We start from the raw sequence: 18,619 nt of genomic DNA, 5'->3' as shown, positions 1-18,619 counted from the left end.
TCAGCACTCTCGTTCTGGGCTGCGGGCGTCGTGCGCGACGTCCGCGGATAACGGCGAGGTAGACAAGGACGATGCAAGCGGCGCGCGCGGATCGGCGCTCACCGCGTCGAGCGTCGCGCGCCACGCGTCGAACGCGCGCTCGATGGTCGCGGCGTCGAACAGCGCGCTCGCGTAGACCCATTCGATGTCGTAGCCGCCGTCCACGGCTTCGACGAACAGCGCCATGTCGAATTTCGACTGCGTCGTCGGCGGGCGCAGCAACTCGACCGCGAGTCCCGGCACGCGCGTGTTGCCGCGCGGCAGGTCGCGCAGCACGAACAGCACCTGCACGAGCGGATTGGCGTCGCGGCGACGCTTGAGCGCGAGCGCGTCGACGATGCGGTCGAACGGCAGCGCGCGATGATCGAGCGCGTCCCACGTCGACTGTCTGGCGGCGTCGAGCCACGCGTCGAAGCTCGCGAGATTCGCGCCGTCGGCGGCGATGCGCGAGCGCAGCGGCACGACGTTGACGAAGAAGCCGATCAGCGCTTCCAGCTCGGCGCGCTCGCGTCCGTCGACATCGGTGCCGATCACCAGATCGTCCGCGCCCGTGTGGCGATGCAGGAACCACTGGAAGCTCGCGAGCAGCACGGCGAACGGCGTCATGCCGTGCGCCTGCGCGAGCGTGCGCACGCGTGCGCCGAGCGTCGCGTCGAGACGGAAATGGCGCGCCGCGCCCGCGTGCGACACCCGCGTGGGCCGCGCGCGATCGGTCGACAGCGGCAGCAGCGCCGGCGCATCGGCGAGATAGCCGCGCCAGAACTGCTGCGCCTCGCGCACCGCGTCGGGCGTGAAACGCGCGCGCTGCCAGTGTGCGTAATCGGCGTACTGCACGGCCAGCGGCGCGAGCGCGGGCGGCGCGCCGTCGCGTTGCGCGCGGTAGAGCTCGCACAGTTCGTCGAGCAGGATATGCACCGACCCTCCATCGGCGACGATGTGATGCAGCGACACGATCAGCACGTGATGCGCGGCATCGAAACGCAGCAGCGTCGCGCGCACGAGCGGCGCGCGAGACAGATCGAACGGCGTGCGCGCGGCGTCGTCGAGCGCCTGGGCGGTGGCTTGGGTCCGCGCGTTCTCGTCGCTGTTTGTGTGGCTGTTTGTGTGGCTGTTCGCGTCGTTGTCCGGATGCGCGAGCGGCTCGATCACCGGCATCAACACCTCCATGCGCGGCGCGATCTTGAGCACCGGATCGCCCTCGTCGTCGGCGTCGAAGGCCGAGCGCAGCACCTCGTGACGCGCGATCAAGGCGGCCAGGCTGCGTTGCAGCCGCGCCGCGTCGAGCGGGCCGCGCAGATCGAGCCCCGCCGTCATGTTGTACGACGCGAGCGCGCGGTCCGCGAGTTGATCGACGACCCAGATGCGCTGCTGCATCAGCGAAAGCGGCAAGGCGCTGCGGTCCGCGAGCGCGTGCAGCGGCGTGGCGGATTCGGCGTTTGCGGCCTTGTTCGACACCTGATTCGAAGCACGATCCGAATCCGCACGCTGTGCTTCGATACGCGCGGCGAGCGCGGCCAGCGTCGGCGACGCGAAGATCTCGCGCAGCGGCAGTTCGACCGACCAGCGCGAACGCACGCGCGACGCGAGCCGCATCGCCGCCAGCGAATGGCCGCCGAGCGCGAAGAAACTGTCGTCGCGGGCGATCGTCAGCGATGGCGTGGCGGTTGCGTTGTCCGTTGCGTTGTCTGTGCCATTCGACGGATCCAGCAGCGCGGCCCAGCATTGCGCGAGCGCCGTTTCGGTCTCGCCTTGCGGCGCCGCACGCGCGGCCTCGCGATGCGGCGCGGCCGGACGCGCGAGCGCGCTCAGCGCCTGACGATCGAGCTTGCCGTTGCGATTCAGCGGCAGCGCGTCGATCACCCGCAACACCGACGGCACCATGTAGTCGGGCAACAGCGCGGCCAGCGCGCGCTTGAGCGCCGCCGCGTCGAGCGACGCGCCGGGCTGCGGCGTCGCGAACGCGGCCAGGCGCGCGCCCGCCACCACGATCACCGCCGCGTCGCGCACGCCGTCGAGCGCCTTCAGGCGCGCCGCGATCTCGCCGGGCTCCACGCGATAGCCGCGAATCTTCACCTGATCGTCGATACGGCCGAGATATTCGAGGCTGCCGTCGGCGAGACGCCGCGCGCGATCGCCGCTGCGATACAGCCGCGCGCCCGCCGCGAACGGATGCGGCACGAAGCGCGCGGCCGTGAGCGCGGGCTGGTGCAGATAGCCGAGCGCGACGCCCGCGCCGCCCAGATACAGCTCGCCGGTCCCGCCCGTGCCGACCGGATTCAGATGCTCGTCGAGCAGCCAGGTTTCGTTGTTGTCGAGCGGGCGGCCCAGCGGCAAGGTCGCCGCCGCGCGGCACGCCTGAGCGGCAGGCTGCGTGAGAATGCCGACCGTCGTCTCGGTCGGGCCATAGTGATTGTGGACGCGGCAATCGGGCCGCAACGCGGCGATCGTGTCGAGCAGTTCCCACGAGGTCGCCTCGCCGCCGAGCACAAGCGTATGCGCGGGCAGCGCGTCGGCGGCGCGTTCGGCTTGCAGCAGCGCGTGCAGATGGCCCGGCACGATCTTGAGCACGTCGATGCGCGCGGCCGCCAGCGTCTGCGCGAAACGGTCGGCGTCGAGCGTGGTGTCGCGATCGATCAGATGCAGCGCGCCGCCCGAGGCGAGCGCGCCGAACAGCACCGTATGGCCGAGATCGGCGCCGATGGTCGAGACCATCGCGAAGCGCGCGCGCGGCGGCGGATCGAGCCGCGCGAGCACGGCGTCGACATAGTTCGTCAGTGCCCCGTGCGCGATCACCACGCCCTTGGGCGCGCCGCTCGATCCCGACGTGTAGATCACGTAGGCGGCGCTGCGCGGATCGACGGCGGGCAATGCATGGGGCGCGCGAAGGTGTTGCTCTCGCTGTGCTTCTTCTTGCGCCGCGTCGATGCGCGCGTGCTGCACGCCCATGAGGTCGAGCGCGGAGCAATCGTCCTCGCACAGCACGAGACGCGCGCCGCAATCGCGCAGCGTCTGCGCGAGGCGTTGCGTCGGATTGCCCGCGTCGAGCGCCACATACGCACCGCCCGCCTTGAGCACGCCGAGCATCGCCACGACAAAGCGCGCCGAGCGATGCGCGACGATCGCGACCGGCTCGCCGCCCTGAAGATCGCGCGCGAGCAGCCATTGCGCGACGTGCGCCGCGCGCGCGTCGAGTTCCGCGTAGCTCATGCGCAGCGCGCCATCGATGACGGCCGGCGCATCCGGTTGCGTGTCCGCATGCCGCGCGACGCGCAGATGAATCGGCTCGCCCGGCGGCGTGCGCCGCGCGACGCTTGCGGCGCTCACGCGCGCGCGTTCGTCGGCATCGAGCAGATCGAGCGTGGCCAGCGTCGGCGCGGCGGCATCGGTCATGTCGGCGCTTCGATCGCCGAGTGCGTGCGCGAACGCCTCCACCGCGCGCAGATACTGCGCGGCCATGCGCTCGACGCTGGCCGCGTCGAAGCGCGCGCTCGCGTAGGTGAAGTAAGCGCGCATCGAGCCGTCGCGGCTTTCGCGCAGGTCGAGCGCGAGCGGCACCTTCACGTGCGTCTCCGCGATCTCGACGCGCTCGGCGCGCGCCCCCGGCCAACGCGCGAGCGCCGGGTAATCGTCGCTCAGGTAATTGAAACTGGTCTCGAACAGCGGACCGTGCTGCGCGTCGCGCGCGGGCCGCAGATGCTCGACCAGCACGTCGAACGGCAGCGCCTGGTTCGCCTGCGCGTCGAGCGTGCGCTGGCGCAGTTGCGAGAACAGGCTCGCGAGCGGCGTCGCGGCCTCGCAATCGCTGTGCAGCACCAGCGTGTTGACGAAGAAGCCGATTACGTCGTGCGTCTCGGGCCGCGTGCGGTTCGCGACCGGTACGCCGGTGCGGATTGCGCGCTGCCCGGTCACGCGATAAAGCCACGCGTGATACGCGGCGAGCAGCACGACGAACGGCGTCGCGCGATGCCGGGCCGCCGACGCGCGCACCGCCTGCGCGAGCGGCGCAGGCAGCGCGAACGCGACGCGCGCGGCGGCGCGCGGATCGGCGTTTTCGCTTGCGGTATCGGTGGCGGTGTGGTCGTAGGGCAGCGCGAGCGGCGGTGCGTCGTCGGCCAGCGCCGCGCGCCAGTACGCGAGTTGCCGCGCCGCTGCATCGCTCGCGAGCCAGCGGCGTTGCCACGCGGCGTAATCGGCGTAGGTGATGCGTGTTTTTGCTTTTGCTTGCGCTTCCCCATGCGTCGTTGCGCCATCAAGCGCGGCACGATAACCGTCGACGAGTTCCTCGACCAGCAACTGCATCGACCAGCCATCGGTGGCGATGTGATGCAGCGCGAGCATCAGCACGTGACGTTCGTCGCTCATGCGCACGAGTCCCGCGCGCAGCAGCGGCCCGCGCAGCAGGTCGAACGGCGCGTCGGCGAAACGTTGCGCGCATTCGCGGAGCGCGCGCTCACGGTCGTGTTCGTCGATATCGCCGAGATCGCTCAAATCGACATGCGCCCACGCAAGCGGCGCGGCGGCTTCGGTGCGCGGCGCGTAAAGGTGCGCGGCGTCGCCGGTTTCGACGAAATGCGTGCGCAGCGCCGCGTGACGCTCGCACAGGCGATCGAGGCTCTGGCGCAAGGCCTCGCGATCGAGCGCGCCGTCGAGCCGGATGCCCGCCGCGACGTGATACGCGCGGCTCGCGGGATCGAGCCTCCACGCGAACAACTGACGCTGCTGCGCATGCGAAATCACGGCCTCTTCGGCGGGTTCGATCGGCGCGTTGTCCTGCGCCTCGTCTTGCGCGTCGTCCTGCGCCTCTTCAACCGATTCAGGTTCCGCAAGCGCCGCGGCCATCGCCGCGAGCGTCGGCGTTTCGAAGATCTGCGCGAGCGCGACGCGGCGGCCCAGCCGCGCGCCGATCAGCGCAACGAGCCGTGCCGCGCTCAGCGAACTGCCGCCGCTCGCGAAGAAATGCGCATCGGGCGCGAGCGCGAGACGCGCGTCGAGCGCCTCGCACCAGAGCGCGGCCAGCGCGCTTTCGCGTGCATCGAGCGCGGCCGGTGCGTCGGGCGCGCGCGCCGCATCGTCGTCGCCGCCGATCACGAACGCGCCCTGCTCCCAGAGCGCGTAGAGGTCGAGCGTGCGTGCGCGCCAGCCTTCGCGCGTCGCGGCGCGCTGGAGCTTGCCGCTCGACGTTTTCGGCAACGCGCCCGGATTGAGCAGCGCGATCGCGGCGGGCGTCTCGCCGCACGCATCGAACGCGATGCGGCGCAAGGTTTCGACGATCTGCGCGGCCGCGAAGCGCTTTTTCATGCGCGGCGCGATTTCGAGCGCGAGACCCAGCGTCTCGCCGCCGCCGAGCGTCGCGCCGAACGCGATCACGCGGCCCTTGCGCGCGAACTCGGCATGCGCCTCCACGGCCTGCTCGACGTCCTGCGGATAGAGATTGCGTCCGCGCACGATCACGAGATCCTTCACGCGGCCCGCGATGTACAGCTGTCCGTCGTGCACGAAACCCAGATCGCCCGTGCGCAGCCAGCGCGCCGGGCCGCTGCCGTCGGCGTGGCGCGGGGCGTCGACGAACGCCTGCGCGCTCGCGTCGGCGCGCTGCCAGTAGCCGTGCGCGACGCTCGGGCCGCTCACGTGAATTTCGCCGATGCGGCCATCCGCGAGCCGTTCGCCCGCGCGCGACGTTTCTGTCTCGACATCCGCTTCATGCGATTCATGCGATTCAGCCGCCGCGCGCGCCACGATCGCCACGCGATGCCCGGCCTGCACCGCGCCGCAGCCGACCAGCACGGTGGCCGCTTCGTCCGCGCGCGCCGCCTCGGCGCGTCCCGCCGAAAGCGCCGCGCTGCTGAACGCGTGCGAGACGAGTCCCGCGCCGCGCACGCCGCCGGTGACGAACAGCGTCGCCTCGGCGAGCCCATAGCACGGATAGAGCGCGGCGGCGTCGAAACCCGCCGGCGCGAAGCGCGCGACGAAGTCGTCGAGCGTGTCGCGCCGCACCGGTTCCGAGCCCGAAAACGCGAGCCGCCAGCTCGACAGATCGAGCTTCGCGCGCGTCTCGTCGTTGATGCGTTCCGCGCACAGCCGATAGGCGAAATCCGGCGCGCCCGAGATCGTGCCGCGATGGCGCGCGATGGCGTCGAGCCAGCGCAACGGCCGCTCCAGAAAGTATTGCGGCGACATCAGCACGAGCGGAATGCCGCTGAACACCGGCTGCAACAGGCTGCCGATCAATCCCATGTCGTGATACAGCGGCAGCCAGCTGACGAACACGTCGTCGGGGCGCACGCCGAGTCCCGCCTGGATCGCGATCTCGTTGGCGAGCAGATTGCCGTGGCTCACCATCACGCCCTTCGGCGATCCCGTCGATCCCGAGGTGTACTGGAGAAACGCGAGATCGTCCGCGCGCACGGGATGCAGCGGCGCATCGGACGGCGTATCGCGCGCGTCTAACGTATCGACGGCCACCACGTCCGCGCCCGGCGCGAGCATCGACCAGGCGTCGGCGTGGCGCTCGTGCAGCGCGGCGGTCGTCAGCACGTAGCGCACGCCCGCATCGCGCGCGATGCCGCGCAGACGCGCGAGATGCTGTTCGCGCTTCGACTCCGGCGGATAGACCGGTACGGCCACGACGCCCGCGTACAGACAACCGAAGAACGCGCTCACGTAATCGACGCCGCTATCCATCAGGATCAGCGCGCGCTCGGCCGCCGCGCCGTCGCGCGCGAAACGCGCCGCCAGCGCCCGCGCGCGGCGGTCGAGTTGCGCGTAGTCGTAGCGCGTGTCGCCGTCGGCGTCGATGACGATCAGCGCCGTGGCCTCGGGCCGCTGTTGCGCGAGCGCGCGCAGGCGCGCCGCGAGTCCGTGCGCGGGCACGGCGTCGGTGTCGATGCCGTGGGGAAACACAATGTGTTGCGCGGCGTTCATCGCGTTGCCTCCAGCCAGGCGGCTTGCGCGAGGCTCGCGCGCAGTTCGCGCGCGAGCGCCTCGAACAGGTCGCGGTGCCGCACGATGCCCTGGTGATCCGCGTCGATCGAACCGGCCTGCGTGACGCGGCCCGCCACGCGCGCCTGCCACATCGCGGCGGACTCGGCCACCGAACGATGCGGCGCGCGCCCGGACCACCAGAGCGTCAGATCGACCGGCGCGCGGGACGCGGGCTGCACGCGCGCGATATGGCCCAGATGGCGCTGGAACAGCAGCACCTTGCCGAGCAGCGCGCGCGTCTGCGGATCGTCGTCGAGTGTGTCCGGCAGCGGCCAGCGGCGGCGTGCGCCGTCGAGCAGCGTGCGCAGTTCGGCGTCGCTCGCGTGCCAGTTCTGCGCGGTGTCGGCGCTGATAAAGGCGTCGTCGGGCGCGGCGTCGTCGGCGTGCGGCACGTAGGCGTCGATCAGTCCGACGAAGGCCACCTGCGCGCCGTCCTCGACGAGCGCGCGCGCCACCTCGGCGGCGAGCAGTCCGCCGACCGACCAGCCGATCAGCCGATACGGCCCGTGCGGCTGCACGCTGCGGATGCGCGCCGCGTAATCGGCGGCCAGGTGCGCGAGATCGCCGGGCCACCAGCTTTCGGTGTGGAACGGCGCCTGCACGCCATGCACGCTGGCCACGCCGTCGAGCGCTTCGGCGAGCGGCCGGTAGTCGGCGACGAGACCCGACGCGGCATGCAGCGCGAACACGCGCGGCAGGTCGCTGCACGGCGACAGCGCGACGATATTCGACGCACGCGGCGCACCGTGCGCCTGGGTCGTCGCCGATTCGATATGCGCGGCCAGCGCGCGCACCGTCGCGTGCTGGAACAGCGCTTCGAGCGTGAGGCCCGGCAAATCCAGATCGCGGGCGCGCGCCAGCAGTTTGAGCGCGAGCAGCGAATGACCGCCCGCCGCGAAGAAGTCGTCGGTGACGCCGAATTCGGCTTGCGGCAGCACCTCCTGCCACAGCGCGAGCAGACGCGCTTCGAGCGGCGTGCGCGGCGCCACGCGCGCCGCCGATGCGCCCGCCTGCGGCGCGGGCAGCGCCGCACGGTCGAGCTTGCCGTTCTGCATCAGCGGCAGGCGTTCGAGCCGCACCAGCGCCGACGGCACCATGTACGCGGGCAGCCGGCTTTCGAGCACGCGGCGCAGTGCGCCGTCGTCGGCTTCGTCAGCATCGCCGACGACATAACCGACCAGCCGCTTCGCGTCGCCCTCGCCGTGCAGCGCCACGGCGCTCGCCGTGACGCCCGGCGCCTCGCGCAGCACCGCCTCGATCTCGCCCGGCTCGATGCGGAAACCGCGCAGCTTCACCTGCTGATCGAGACGGCCGAGGAAGTCGATGCTGCCGTCCGCGCGGCGTCGGCACAGATCGCCGCTGCGATACAGACGCGCGCTGGGCCGCTGCGGATCGGGCACGAAGCTCGCCGCCGTGAGACCGGGCCGCCCGAGATAGCCGCGCGCGAGCGTGAGCCCGCCGATACACAGCTCGCCCAGCGCGCCCGGCGGCAGCTCGTTGCCGTCGCGGTCCATCACGTAGACGCAGCGCGACGCATACGGCTCGCCGATCGACACGATGGTCTGCGCGCTGTCCTCCGCGCGCGTTTCGCGATACATGCACGCGACCGTGGTTTCGGTCGGACCGTAGAGGTTGTCGAGACGGATGTGCGCGAGCGGACCCGCCTGCCATTGCGCGAGCGCGTCGCCGGGCAAGCCCTCGCCGCCCACGGTGATCTGGCGCAGCGCGGCCAGATCCTCGCGCGGCGGCGGCGTGCGCAGCCATTGCTGCCAGTAGGCCGTCGGAATGCGCGCGAAGCTCACGCGGCCCTCTTTCAGATGGCGGCTCGTCGCGGACGCGTCCCACAACTGCGGGCCGCGCATTTCGACCTGGCCGCCTTGCATCAGCGCGGGCAGCATCTCGTGCAGCGCGACGTCGAAATTGATCGTCGACGATTGCAGCTGCGTGTCGCGCGCGTCGATGCCATACGTGGCGATGAAGTCGTCGAGATGGCGGCTCAGCGCGTCGTGGCTCACCGCCACGCCCTTGGGCCGCCCCGCCGATCCCGAGGTGTAGATCACGTACGCAAGCTGATCCGGGTGGATCGCGGCGTGCGCCTCGGGCGCGATGACGTCGCGCGCGCCGTCACGCAGCGCGGCGATGTCGAGCGCGTCGCGGCCCGCGAACAGCGCGCCGCAGGCGTCGAGCGTCGCGGCGTCGGCGAGCACGCAGGCAAGCTGCGCTTCGTCGATCATCGTGCGCAGACGCTCGGGCGGATAGGCCGGATCGAGCGGCACGAAGGCCGCGCCCGAGCGCAGCACGCCGACGAGCGCCGCCACCAGCCCGACCGAGCGCGTGAGGCACAGACCGACGCGCTGCTCCGCGACCGCGCCGTGCGACTGCAAGGTGCGCGCGATGCGGGCCGACCAGGCGTCGAGTTCGCCGTAATTCAGGTGCTCGCCCTCGCAGTGCAACGCGCGTGCGTGCGGCTGCATGCGCGCCCGTTCGGCGATGCGCGCGCCCACCGGCGAGAAAGGATGTGCGTGCAACGGTTCTGCGCTTTGCGGCCGCGCGGGCGCGAGTTGCAGCGCGGCCAGCGGCGTGTTCGCATCGGCGACGATCTGGCCGAGCATCGTCACGTAATCGGCGAGCAGACGATCGACGGTCGCCGCGTCGAACACGTCGCGCGCGTAGGTGAAGGACAGCAGCGTGCTGTTCTTCGATGCGTTCTTCGATGCGTTCGTCGTCGCGTTCGTCGTGTTCGTCGCCGTGTGCTTCACTTCGCGCGCGGTCAGCACGAGGTCGAAGCGCGCGGTGCCCGTCGACGTTTCAATCGGCGACGCGCGCAGTCCGGGCAGATGCAAACCGTCGCCCGGCGCGCCGCCGTCGTAGTTGAACATCACGCTGAAAAGCGGCGTGTGCGAAAGGCTGCGCTCGGGGCTCAGCGCCTCGACCACGCGCGCGAACGGCACCTGCTGATGCGCCTGCGCCTCGACGAGCCGCTCGCTCACGTGGCGCACCAGCGCGCTCACGTCGCCGAGGCCGTCGAGTTCGCTGCGCACCACCAGCGTGTTGACGAAGAAGCCGACCATGCGCTGCGTGTCGAGCCGGTCGCGTCCCGTCACGGGCACGCCCACGCGGATGTCGTACTGGCCGCTGTAGCGCGCGAGCAGCAGGTCGAACGCCGCCAGCAGCACGGCCGCGCTGGTCGTGTCGTGACGGCGCGCGAGCGTGCGCACCGCCGCGGCGGTCGCCTCCGGAAGCGCGACGCCGACGCGTCCGCCCGCCTGGCTGCGCCGCGCGCCCGGCCGCCGGTCGAACGGCAGTTCGAGCGCGGCGTGCTCGCCCGCGAGCCGCACGCGCCAGAAGTCGAGATCGGCTTCGGCGCGCGCGCTTTGCGCCGCGTCGCGCTGCCACAGCGCGTAATCGGCGTATTGACGCGGCAGCGGCTCGTATTCGGGCAACAAGCCGTGAATGTGCGCCGCGTAGGCGCGTGAGAACTCGTCGAGCAGGAGCTGATTCGACCAGGCGTCGGAGATCAGATGATGCGTGAGGACGTGCAACACGTGATCGCGCTCGCCGAGGCGGATCAAGGTCACGCGCAGCAGCGGCCCCGCGTCCAGATCGAACGGCGTGCGCGAGATCGACTGGAGCGTGTCGGCGAGACGCTGGGCCTGCTGCGCGCACGGCACATCCGCGAGATCGAGCACCGACAGCACGGGCGCGGGCGCGTCGAAGCGTTGCAGCGCCTCGCCGTCGGTTTCCACGAAACGCGTGCGCAGGCTTTCGTGACGCGCGACCAGCGCCGCGAGCGCGCCCTGCACCGCCGCGCGGTCGAGCGTGCCTTCGAGACGCACCGCGCCCGGCAGGTTGTAGGCCGCGCTGCGCGGATCGAGACGCGCGAAGAACCACAGACGCGCCTGCGCGGGCGAAAGCGGCGCGGCGTCCATGTCGGCCGGACGTGCGGGCAGCGTGTGCGTTTCCGTGTTTGCGTTCGTGTTCGTGGCATCGGCGCTCGCACCGCCACGCAACGCGCTCAGTTCGCGCGCGAGATCGGCGAGCACGGGCGCGGCGAACACCAGGCGCACGGGCACGTCGATACGCCACGCCTCGCGCAGCGCCGCCGTCATCCGCAGCGCGAGCAGCGACTGGCCGCCGAGCGCGAAGAAGTGATCGCGGCGGCCCACACGCGCGACGCCGAGCAGCGATTGCCACACGTCGGCGAGTTGCGTTTCGATGTCGCCTTGCGGCGGCTCGAAGGTGTCGGCGCCCGCTTCAAGCGTGGGCGCGGGCAGCGCGTGACGGTCGATCTTGCCGTTGCTGTTCAGCGGCAGCCGGTCGAGCACGACGACGGCGGCCGGCACCATGTAATCGGGCAGCGCGCGCGAGAGCCGTTCGCGCAGTGCAGCGCCGAAGGCGGCATCGTCGGCTGCGGCACCAGGTGCGTGCGGCGCGACATAAGCAACGAGGCGGACATCACGCACATCGCGCTCGTCAGTCGCCGACGCCTGCTGCGCCACGACGATCGCTTCGCGCACCGCCTCCTGCGCGAGCAATTGCGCCTCGATTTCGCCCGGCTCGATCCGAAAGCCGCGAATCTTCATCTGATGATCGGCGCGGCCCAGATAGTCGAGCCTGCCGTCGCCGCGCCATTTCGCCAGATCGCCGGTGCGATAGAGACGCGCGCCCGGCGTGTCGAACGGATTCGGCACGAAGCTCGCCGCGCTCAAGCCCGCGCGGCCCTGATAGCCGCGCGCGAGCCCCACGCCACCGATATAGAGTTCGCCCGCCACGTTCGCAGGCGCGAGATCGAGATTCGCGTCGAGCACGTAAAGCTGCGTCGCGGCGATGGGCGCGCCGATCACGGGCGCCGCGTCCGTCACGCGGCCCGCCGCCGACCAGATGGTCGTTTCGGTCGGACCGTAGAGATTCCATAGCTCGATGCCTTCGCCGAGCGCGAGCAGATCGCGCGCGAGATCGGCCTGCAAGGCTTCGCCGCCGCACAGCGCCTTGAAACGGCGCGGTGCTGTGTTTTGCGCTGTGTTTTGCGCTTGCGTCGATGTTTGCCGCCACGCGGCCGAAGGCCAGCCGCCCGCGCGCAACAGCCGCCAACCCGCGGGCGTCGATTGCAGCGCCGTCGCGCCCGACGTGTCGATCAGACGCGCGAGCGCCGCACCGTCGCGCACCGTCTCGCGCGGCGCGATCACCACGCGCGCGCCCACCGTGAGCGGCAGGAAGAGTTCGAGCGCGGCGATGTCGAATGAGAGCGACGTGACGGCCACGAGCACGTCGTCGGCGGCGAGGCCCGGCGCCTCGCGCATCGAGAGCAGGAAGTGCCCCAGCGCGCCATGCGTGACCATCACGCCCTTGGGCGTGCCCGTCGAGCCCGAGGTGTAGATCACATACGCGAGTTGCGCGCCCGTCACCTCCACATTCGGACGATGCGCGGGTTCGTCGCCGAGATCGGCGCGGTCGAGTTCGACGCGCGCAAGACGCGTTTGCGGATCGCAGTCGTCGACGTGTGCGCTATCGGCGATCAGCACGCGCGCGCCGCTATCGGCGAGCATGAACGCGCGCCGCGCCGCCGGCAGCGCCGGATCGAGCGGCACATACGCGCCGCCCGCCTTGTGGACCGCGAGCAGCGCCGCGACCATGTCGGCCGAGCGCTCGACGCACACGCCGACGCGCGTTTCCGGCGCGACGCCGAGCGTCAGCAGCCGATGCGCGAGCCGGTTGGCGCGCGCGTCGAGTTCGGCGTAGCTGAGCGTGACGCCGCCGAACTGGAGCGCGACGGCGTGCGGCGTCGTGGCCGCCTGGCGCTCGATCAGCCGATGCGCGCACGCGGCCTGCGCGAAGCGCCGCGCGTTGCGTCCGAGCGCGAGCAGACGCGCGCGTTCGGCGGCGTCGAGCAGCGCCGGATGACGCGTCTCGCGTTCGCTCGCGATCTGTTGCAGCACGCCGAGATAACTGTCGAACAGGCGCTCGACGGTGGCCGCATCGAACACGTCGCTCGCATAGGTGAGCGCGAGCTGGATGTGGCCGCCCTGCGCCGCGACATCGAGCGCAAGATCGACCTGCGCCGACGCCGCCGTGCCCGCGAGCGTGCGCACCGTGAGGCCCGGCAGCGCGCACGGCGCGCCGTGCGCGGCGTCGTTTTCCTCGACGTAGTTGAACATCGCCTGGAACAGCGGCGTATGCGCGACGCTGCGCTGCGGTTGCAGACGCTCGACGAGCGTCGCGAACGGCACGTCGGCGTGAGCGTGCGCGCCCGCCATGCGCGTGCGCACTTCGTCGAGCAGCGCGCTGAACGGCGCGTGGCGCGGCGTGGTCATGCGGATCACGAGCGTGTTGACGAAGAAGCCGATCAGCGGCTCGGTTTCCAGCCGGTGGCGGCCCGCGACGGGCACGCCGACGCGCACGTCCTGCTGACCGCCATAGCCTTGCAGCAGCGAGCCGAACGCGGCCAGCAACATCATGAAGCGCGTCGCGCCCTGCTCGCGCGCGCCGGCGTCGAGCGCCTGCGCCAGCGCGGGATCGAGCGTGCGGCGCAGCGTGGCGCCCGCCGTGCTGCGCGGGCCGGTGCGCACGCGATCGACGGGCAGCGCGAGCAGCGGCTGCGTGTCGATCGCGTCATTCGTGCCACTTTCACCGCCCAGTTCGCGCATCCAGTAGTCGATCTGCGCCGTGTCCTGTACGGCGAGACGCGCGCGCTGCCAGATCGCGTAGTCGCCGAATTGCACCGGCAGCGGCGCGAACGCGGGCGACGCGCCGCGCAACGCCGCCGCATAGCCTTGCGCGAATTCGCGCAGCAACGTGCCTTGCGACCACGCATCGGAGACGATGTGCGGCATCGCGAAATGCAACACGGTTTCGTCGGCGAGTTGCGTCTCTGCGTGCGGATACGTCAGCAGCGTCACGCGCAGCATCGGGCCGCGTTCGAGATCGAACGGCAGCCGCGTGAGCGCTTTCAGGCGCGCGTCGAGTTCGTCGGCGCGAGCAAGCTGCTCTTCGCGCCAGTCGTAACTGCCCGCCGCATCGACGTGTTGCCACGCCTCGCCCGCATGCTCCACGAAGCGCGTGCGCAGCGTCTCGTGACGCGCGACCAGCGCATCGAGCGAACGGCGCACGGCCGCGCGGTCGAGCGCGCCCGTCAGCGCCACCGCGCCCGAGATCGTGTAGGCGGCGCTCGCCGGATCGAGCTTCCAGAGGAACCAGAGACGCTGCTGGCCGTCGGTCAGCGGGATCGGCGTGCCGGGCGCGCGCGGCACGATCGTGTCGACGTTCGCCGGCGTGTCGCTTTCCGCGTCGAGTTCCGCGGCGAGATCGGCAAGCACGGGGTTCAGAAACAGCGTGCGCAGCGAGACCGCGCGAGCGAGCGCCTCGCGAACGCGCGCGGCGACCTGCATCATCAGCAGCGAATGGCCGCCGATTTCGAAAAAGTTGTCGGTCACGCCCAGATCGTCGCGGCCGAGCACGGTCTGCCAGATCGCCAGCAGCGTGCGTTCAGTCTCGCTGCGCGGCGCGGTGCGGCGGCGCGCAGCGTCCTGCCCCGGCTCGGGCAGCGCGGCGCGGTCGAGCTTGCCGTTTTGCATCGTCGGCAGGCGGTCGAGCCAGACCAGCGCGGACGGCACCATGTAGCCCGGCAAACGGCTTTGCAGCAGACGGCGCACGGCCGTGTCGTCGGCCTCGCCCACCACGTAGCCGACGAGGCGCTTCGCGTCGCCCTCGCCGCGCAATGCGGCGGCGGCCGCTTCGACGCCCGGCGCTTCGCGCAGCACGGCTTCGATTTCGCCGAGTTCGATGCGATGGCCGCGCAGCTTGACCTGCTGATCGAGGCGGCCGAGAAAGTCGATGCTGCCGTCCAGGCGCCGGCGGCACAGATCGCCGGTGCGATAGAGACGGCTGCCGGGCGCGCCCTGCGGATCGGGCACGAAGCGTTCGGCCGTGAGCGCGGCGCGGCCCAGATAGCCACGCGCGAGCGTGTCGCCGCCGACGCACAGTTCGCCGAGCGCGCCGACCGGCGCTTCGTTGCCGTCGGCGTCGCACACGCGCGCGGTGCGCGACGGATACGGGCCGCCGATCGACACGATCGCCTGCGCCTCGTCCTGCGCGCGCGTCTCGCGATACAGGCAGGCGATGGTGGTTTCGGTCGGCCCGTAAAGGTTGTCGAGGCGGATATGGCCGAGCGGGCCGCTGCGCCACTGACGCAGCGCGTCGCCGGGCAGGCCCTCGCCGCCCACGGTGATCTGGCGCAGCGCTGCGAGCGCGTCGGCGGGCGGCGGCTCGCGCAGCCATTGCTGCCAGTAAGCGGTGGGAATGCGCGCGAACGTGACCTTCTGCTCGATCAGATGACGGCTCGTGGTTTCCGGGTCCCAGAGCTGCGGGCCGCGCATTTCGATCTGGCCGCCCATCAGCAGCGCGGGCAGCATTTCGTGCAGCGCGACGTCGAAGTTGATCGTCGACGATTGCAGTTGCTTGTCGTGCGCGCCGATCGCGTAGGTGCCGATGAAATCGTCGAGGTGACGCGCGAGCGTGCCGTGCGTGATCGCCACGCCTTTCGGGCGTCCGGTCGAGCCCGAGGTGTAGATCACGTAGGCGAGCTGGTCGGGGTGGATCGGCGCGGCGGACGTGGCGCGGGCGCTTTCGTCTGCATCATTTGCTTCACTCGCGAGCGAGGCGATGTCGACGGTTTCGCGCCCGTTCAGCAGCGCGCCCAGACGCGCCGCGCCCGCCGCATCGGCCAGCACGCAGTCGATTCCGGCGTCGTCGAGCATCGCGGCGAGGCGTTCGAGCGGATACGCGGGGTCGAGCGGCACGAAGGCCGCGCCCGACTTCAGCACGCCGAGCACGCCCGCGACCAGCGCGGCCGAGCGCTCCACGCACAGGCCGATGCGCTGATCGGCCCGCGCGCCGAGCGTGCGCAGACGCGTCGCGATCCGCGTGCTCCAGCGTTCCAGTTCGCCGTAACGCTGCGTCTCGCCTTCGCAATGCACGGCCTGCGCGTGCGGCTGCGCGGCGGCGCGGCGGCTGAATCGCGCGCCGACGGCTTCGAATGCGGCGGCGTTCGCGGCGGCGTCCGGTTGCGTGCGTTCGCGCACGCGTTCGTCCACGAGCGCGAAACTTGCGAGCGGCTGCTCGATCACGCTGGCAACCTGCGCGAGCAGACGCGCAAGATGATTCAGCATCTGCTCGACGATGGCCGGCTCGAACAGATCGGCGGCGTAGTTGAACGCGAGGCGCACGCCGTCGTCGCGCTCGATTGCGTTGAGCACGAGGTCGAAGCGCGCGGTCGGCAGATCGGCGCTCAATTCGCTCACCTGCAGGCCCGCGACCTCGAATGCCACGCGCTGCGCGCGCGTGTGGTTGAACATCACCTGGAACAGCGGCGTCTGGCCCGCGTTGCGCTCGGGTTGCAGCACTTCGACCAGTTGCGCGAACGGCAGGCTGTCGTGACGATGCGCATCGAGCACGGTCTGATGCAGACGATCGAGCAGCGCGCCGAAGCTCGCCGCGCCGCGCAGATCGGCGCGAATCACCAGCGTGTTGACGAAGAAGCCGATCAGCGGCTCGGTTTCCAGGCGATTGCGGCCCGACACCGGCATGCCGATGCGCAGATCCTGCTGGCCCGTGTAGCGTGCGAGCAGCACCGCGTACGCGGCGAGCAGCAGCGTCGGCAAGGTCGTGCGGCGCGCGGCGGCGAGCGACTTGAGCGCGCGCGCGGTGGCCGCGTCGAGATCGACGCTCGCGCGCGCGCCCGGCACGTTGCGAATGCCGCCGCGCGGCTTCGTCACCGGCAGATCGAGCGCCGCGGGCGTGTCGCCGAGTTGCGTGGTCCAGTAGTGCAAGGCGGCGTCGCGCTCGCCGTCGTCGGCCCATTCCTGCTGCCACGCCGCGAAGTCGCCGTACTGCACGGCCAGCGGCGAGGCGGCGGGCGTGCGCCCCGCCATCAGTTCGCCATAGGCCGCGACGAATTCGTCGAGCAGCAGTTTGACCGACGCGTGATCGGCCACGATGTGATGCAGCGCGACGTGCAGCACGTGGCGCTGCGCGCTTTCGTTGCTATCGTCGATCGTTGCCGCTTCGCGCAGCAAGGCGATGCGCAGCAGCGGGCCGCGCGTGAGATCGAACGGCGCGAGCGAGAGCGACTGAAGCTGCTGGTCGAGCGCATCGGACAGCGACGCGTCGCGCAGATCGACCTCGGACCACGCGTAATTCACGCCGCCGACGATCTGCTCGACCTGCCCGTCGCGTTCCTCGAAATGCGTGCGCAGCGCCTCGTGCCGCGCGACCACATGATCGAGCGCCGCGCGCAATCGGTCGACGTCGAGCGCGCCTTCGAGACGCAGCGCGCCCGCGATGTTGTAGCCCGCGTCGTCGGGATTCAGTTGCCAGAGGAACCAGAGGCGCGCCTGCGCGGGCGACAGCGCGAAGCGCTGCGTGCGGTCCGCGAGCGGCACGATCGGCAGCGCCTTGCCGCTCAGCCCGCGCTCGCGCAGACGCGCGCGGAACGTCGCGCGCCGGTCGGCGGGCAGGCTCGCGTAGTTGCGCGCGATGGCCGCGAAATCCGCCGTCGATGCGGGCGCGGGCGATGCAGGCGATGCAGGCGTCATGGCGGCAGGCCCAGGTTCGGTGGCGGATTCAAGCTCGCGCTCGCGCCGCGCCGCGAGCGGCTGCACGCCCGCCTCGCGCGCCTTGCGCTTGAGGAACGGGCAGACATCGGCGGCGCGCACGTTGTGGTCGTCGAGGAAATACTGCTTCCATTCGAGATTGCCTGGATCGCCATAAAAACCAAGGTCCGGATGCGCGGGCGTGTCATCCCACGTTTCGAGGCGCTTGCGCACCTGGTTGCGCGCCTCGCGGCCGATCACCTTGTTGGTGATGGTGTCCACGAACACGCTGCGCGGCTGGAACAGCAGCACCATGCCCGGCCCGAGATTGCGGCTGTGACGCAGCGAAAACGACGGGCACGCGCACACCACGAACATCTGCACGCCCGCGAACGAGAACTCCCACGATTCGTCGGACGGTTCGGGCTGCTGATCGGCCTGCGGATCGGGATCGACGTTGTGCAGTTGCTGCAGCGCGTGCCAGAAGAGTTCGTGATACGCGTCGTGCGAGAGCGGCTCGGCATCGGGCTCGAAAAACACGGCGATGTTGTTCTTGCGGTATTGCGGCAGCGAAGCCAGTTCCGCGAAGGTTTGCATCGTGGCCGGCAGATCGGCGATGTCCTTGCCGTGCACGAACGAATAGAACATTTCGCCGCGCCGCTCGGCCTGCGTGCCGAAGAAGCACGGATACGCCGGATGCATCACCTGCTCGCGCAGCGTCGCGTACGAGGCGTCGAGCCAGGCGGGCGGCTGCACGTCGGCGCCGCACGCGCGGCCCTTGATAATGCGGCTTTTCCAGTCCTGCGCCGTGAAGACCGGCGCTTCGTTCAGCGCTGCGTTCGGCGTCTCTTGCTGCATCAGTTCGTCGTTGGGTTGCATCGTCTCGTTCCTTGGGTTCCGCACGGGTCTGTCGCGAGGCTCGAGCCGCGCACGGCGGCAGCGGCGGCGCGCCGCGTGGCCCCGCGACAATCGGGTCATGATTTTTATGTGGGGAGCGTCCGCACCTTCTGGCG

The 18,619-nt window shown here is 70.9% G+C and carries 2 protein-coding genes; both read right to left on the bottom strand.

Annotated elements, in window-relative coordinates; all coding sequences use genetic code 11:
• Positions 1 to 6,960 carry a non-ribosomal peptide synthetase gene (locus G5S35_RS35660; protein WP_183040186.1) on the bottom strand — a complete coding sequence of 2,320 codons (6,960 nt, stop codon included), beginning with the start codon at positions 6,958 to 6,960 and terminating at the stop codon, positions 1 to 3.
• Complete coding sequence (locus G5S35_RS35655; protein WP_183040185.1) at positions 6,957 to 18,485, bottom strand: non-ribosomal peptide synthetase; 11,529 nt, start codon at positions 18,483 to 18,485, stop codon at positions 6,957 to 6,959. Before G5S35_RS35655 ends, G5S35_RS35660 begins: the two co-directional genes overlap by 4 nt.
• Positions 18,486 to 18,619 lie beyond the last annotated feature (134 nt).

This window comes from Paraburkholderia tropica, assembly GCF_014171495.1.
GTDB classification, from domain to species: Bacteria; Pseudomonadota; Gammaproteobacteria; order Burkholderiales; family Burkholderiaceae; genus Paraburkholderia; species Paraburkholderia tropica.
The sequence above is the reverse complement of the archived record's forward strand: the minus strand, read 5'-3'. Positions and strand labels throughout refer to the sequence as shown.

Coding starts and splice junctions, on each gene's coding strand:
- G5S35_RS35655 (WP_183040185.1), bottom strand. CDS start 18,485: ATGCAACCCAACGACGAACTGATGCAGCAAGAGACGCCGAACGCAGCG.
- G5S35_RS35660 (WP_183040186.1), bottom strand. CDS start 6,960: ATGAACGCCGCGCAACACATTGTGTTTCCCCACGGCATCGACACCGAC.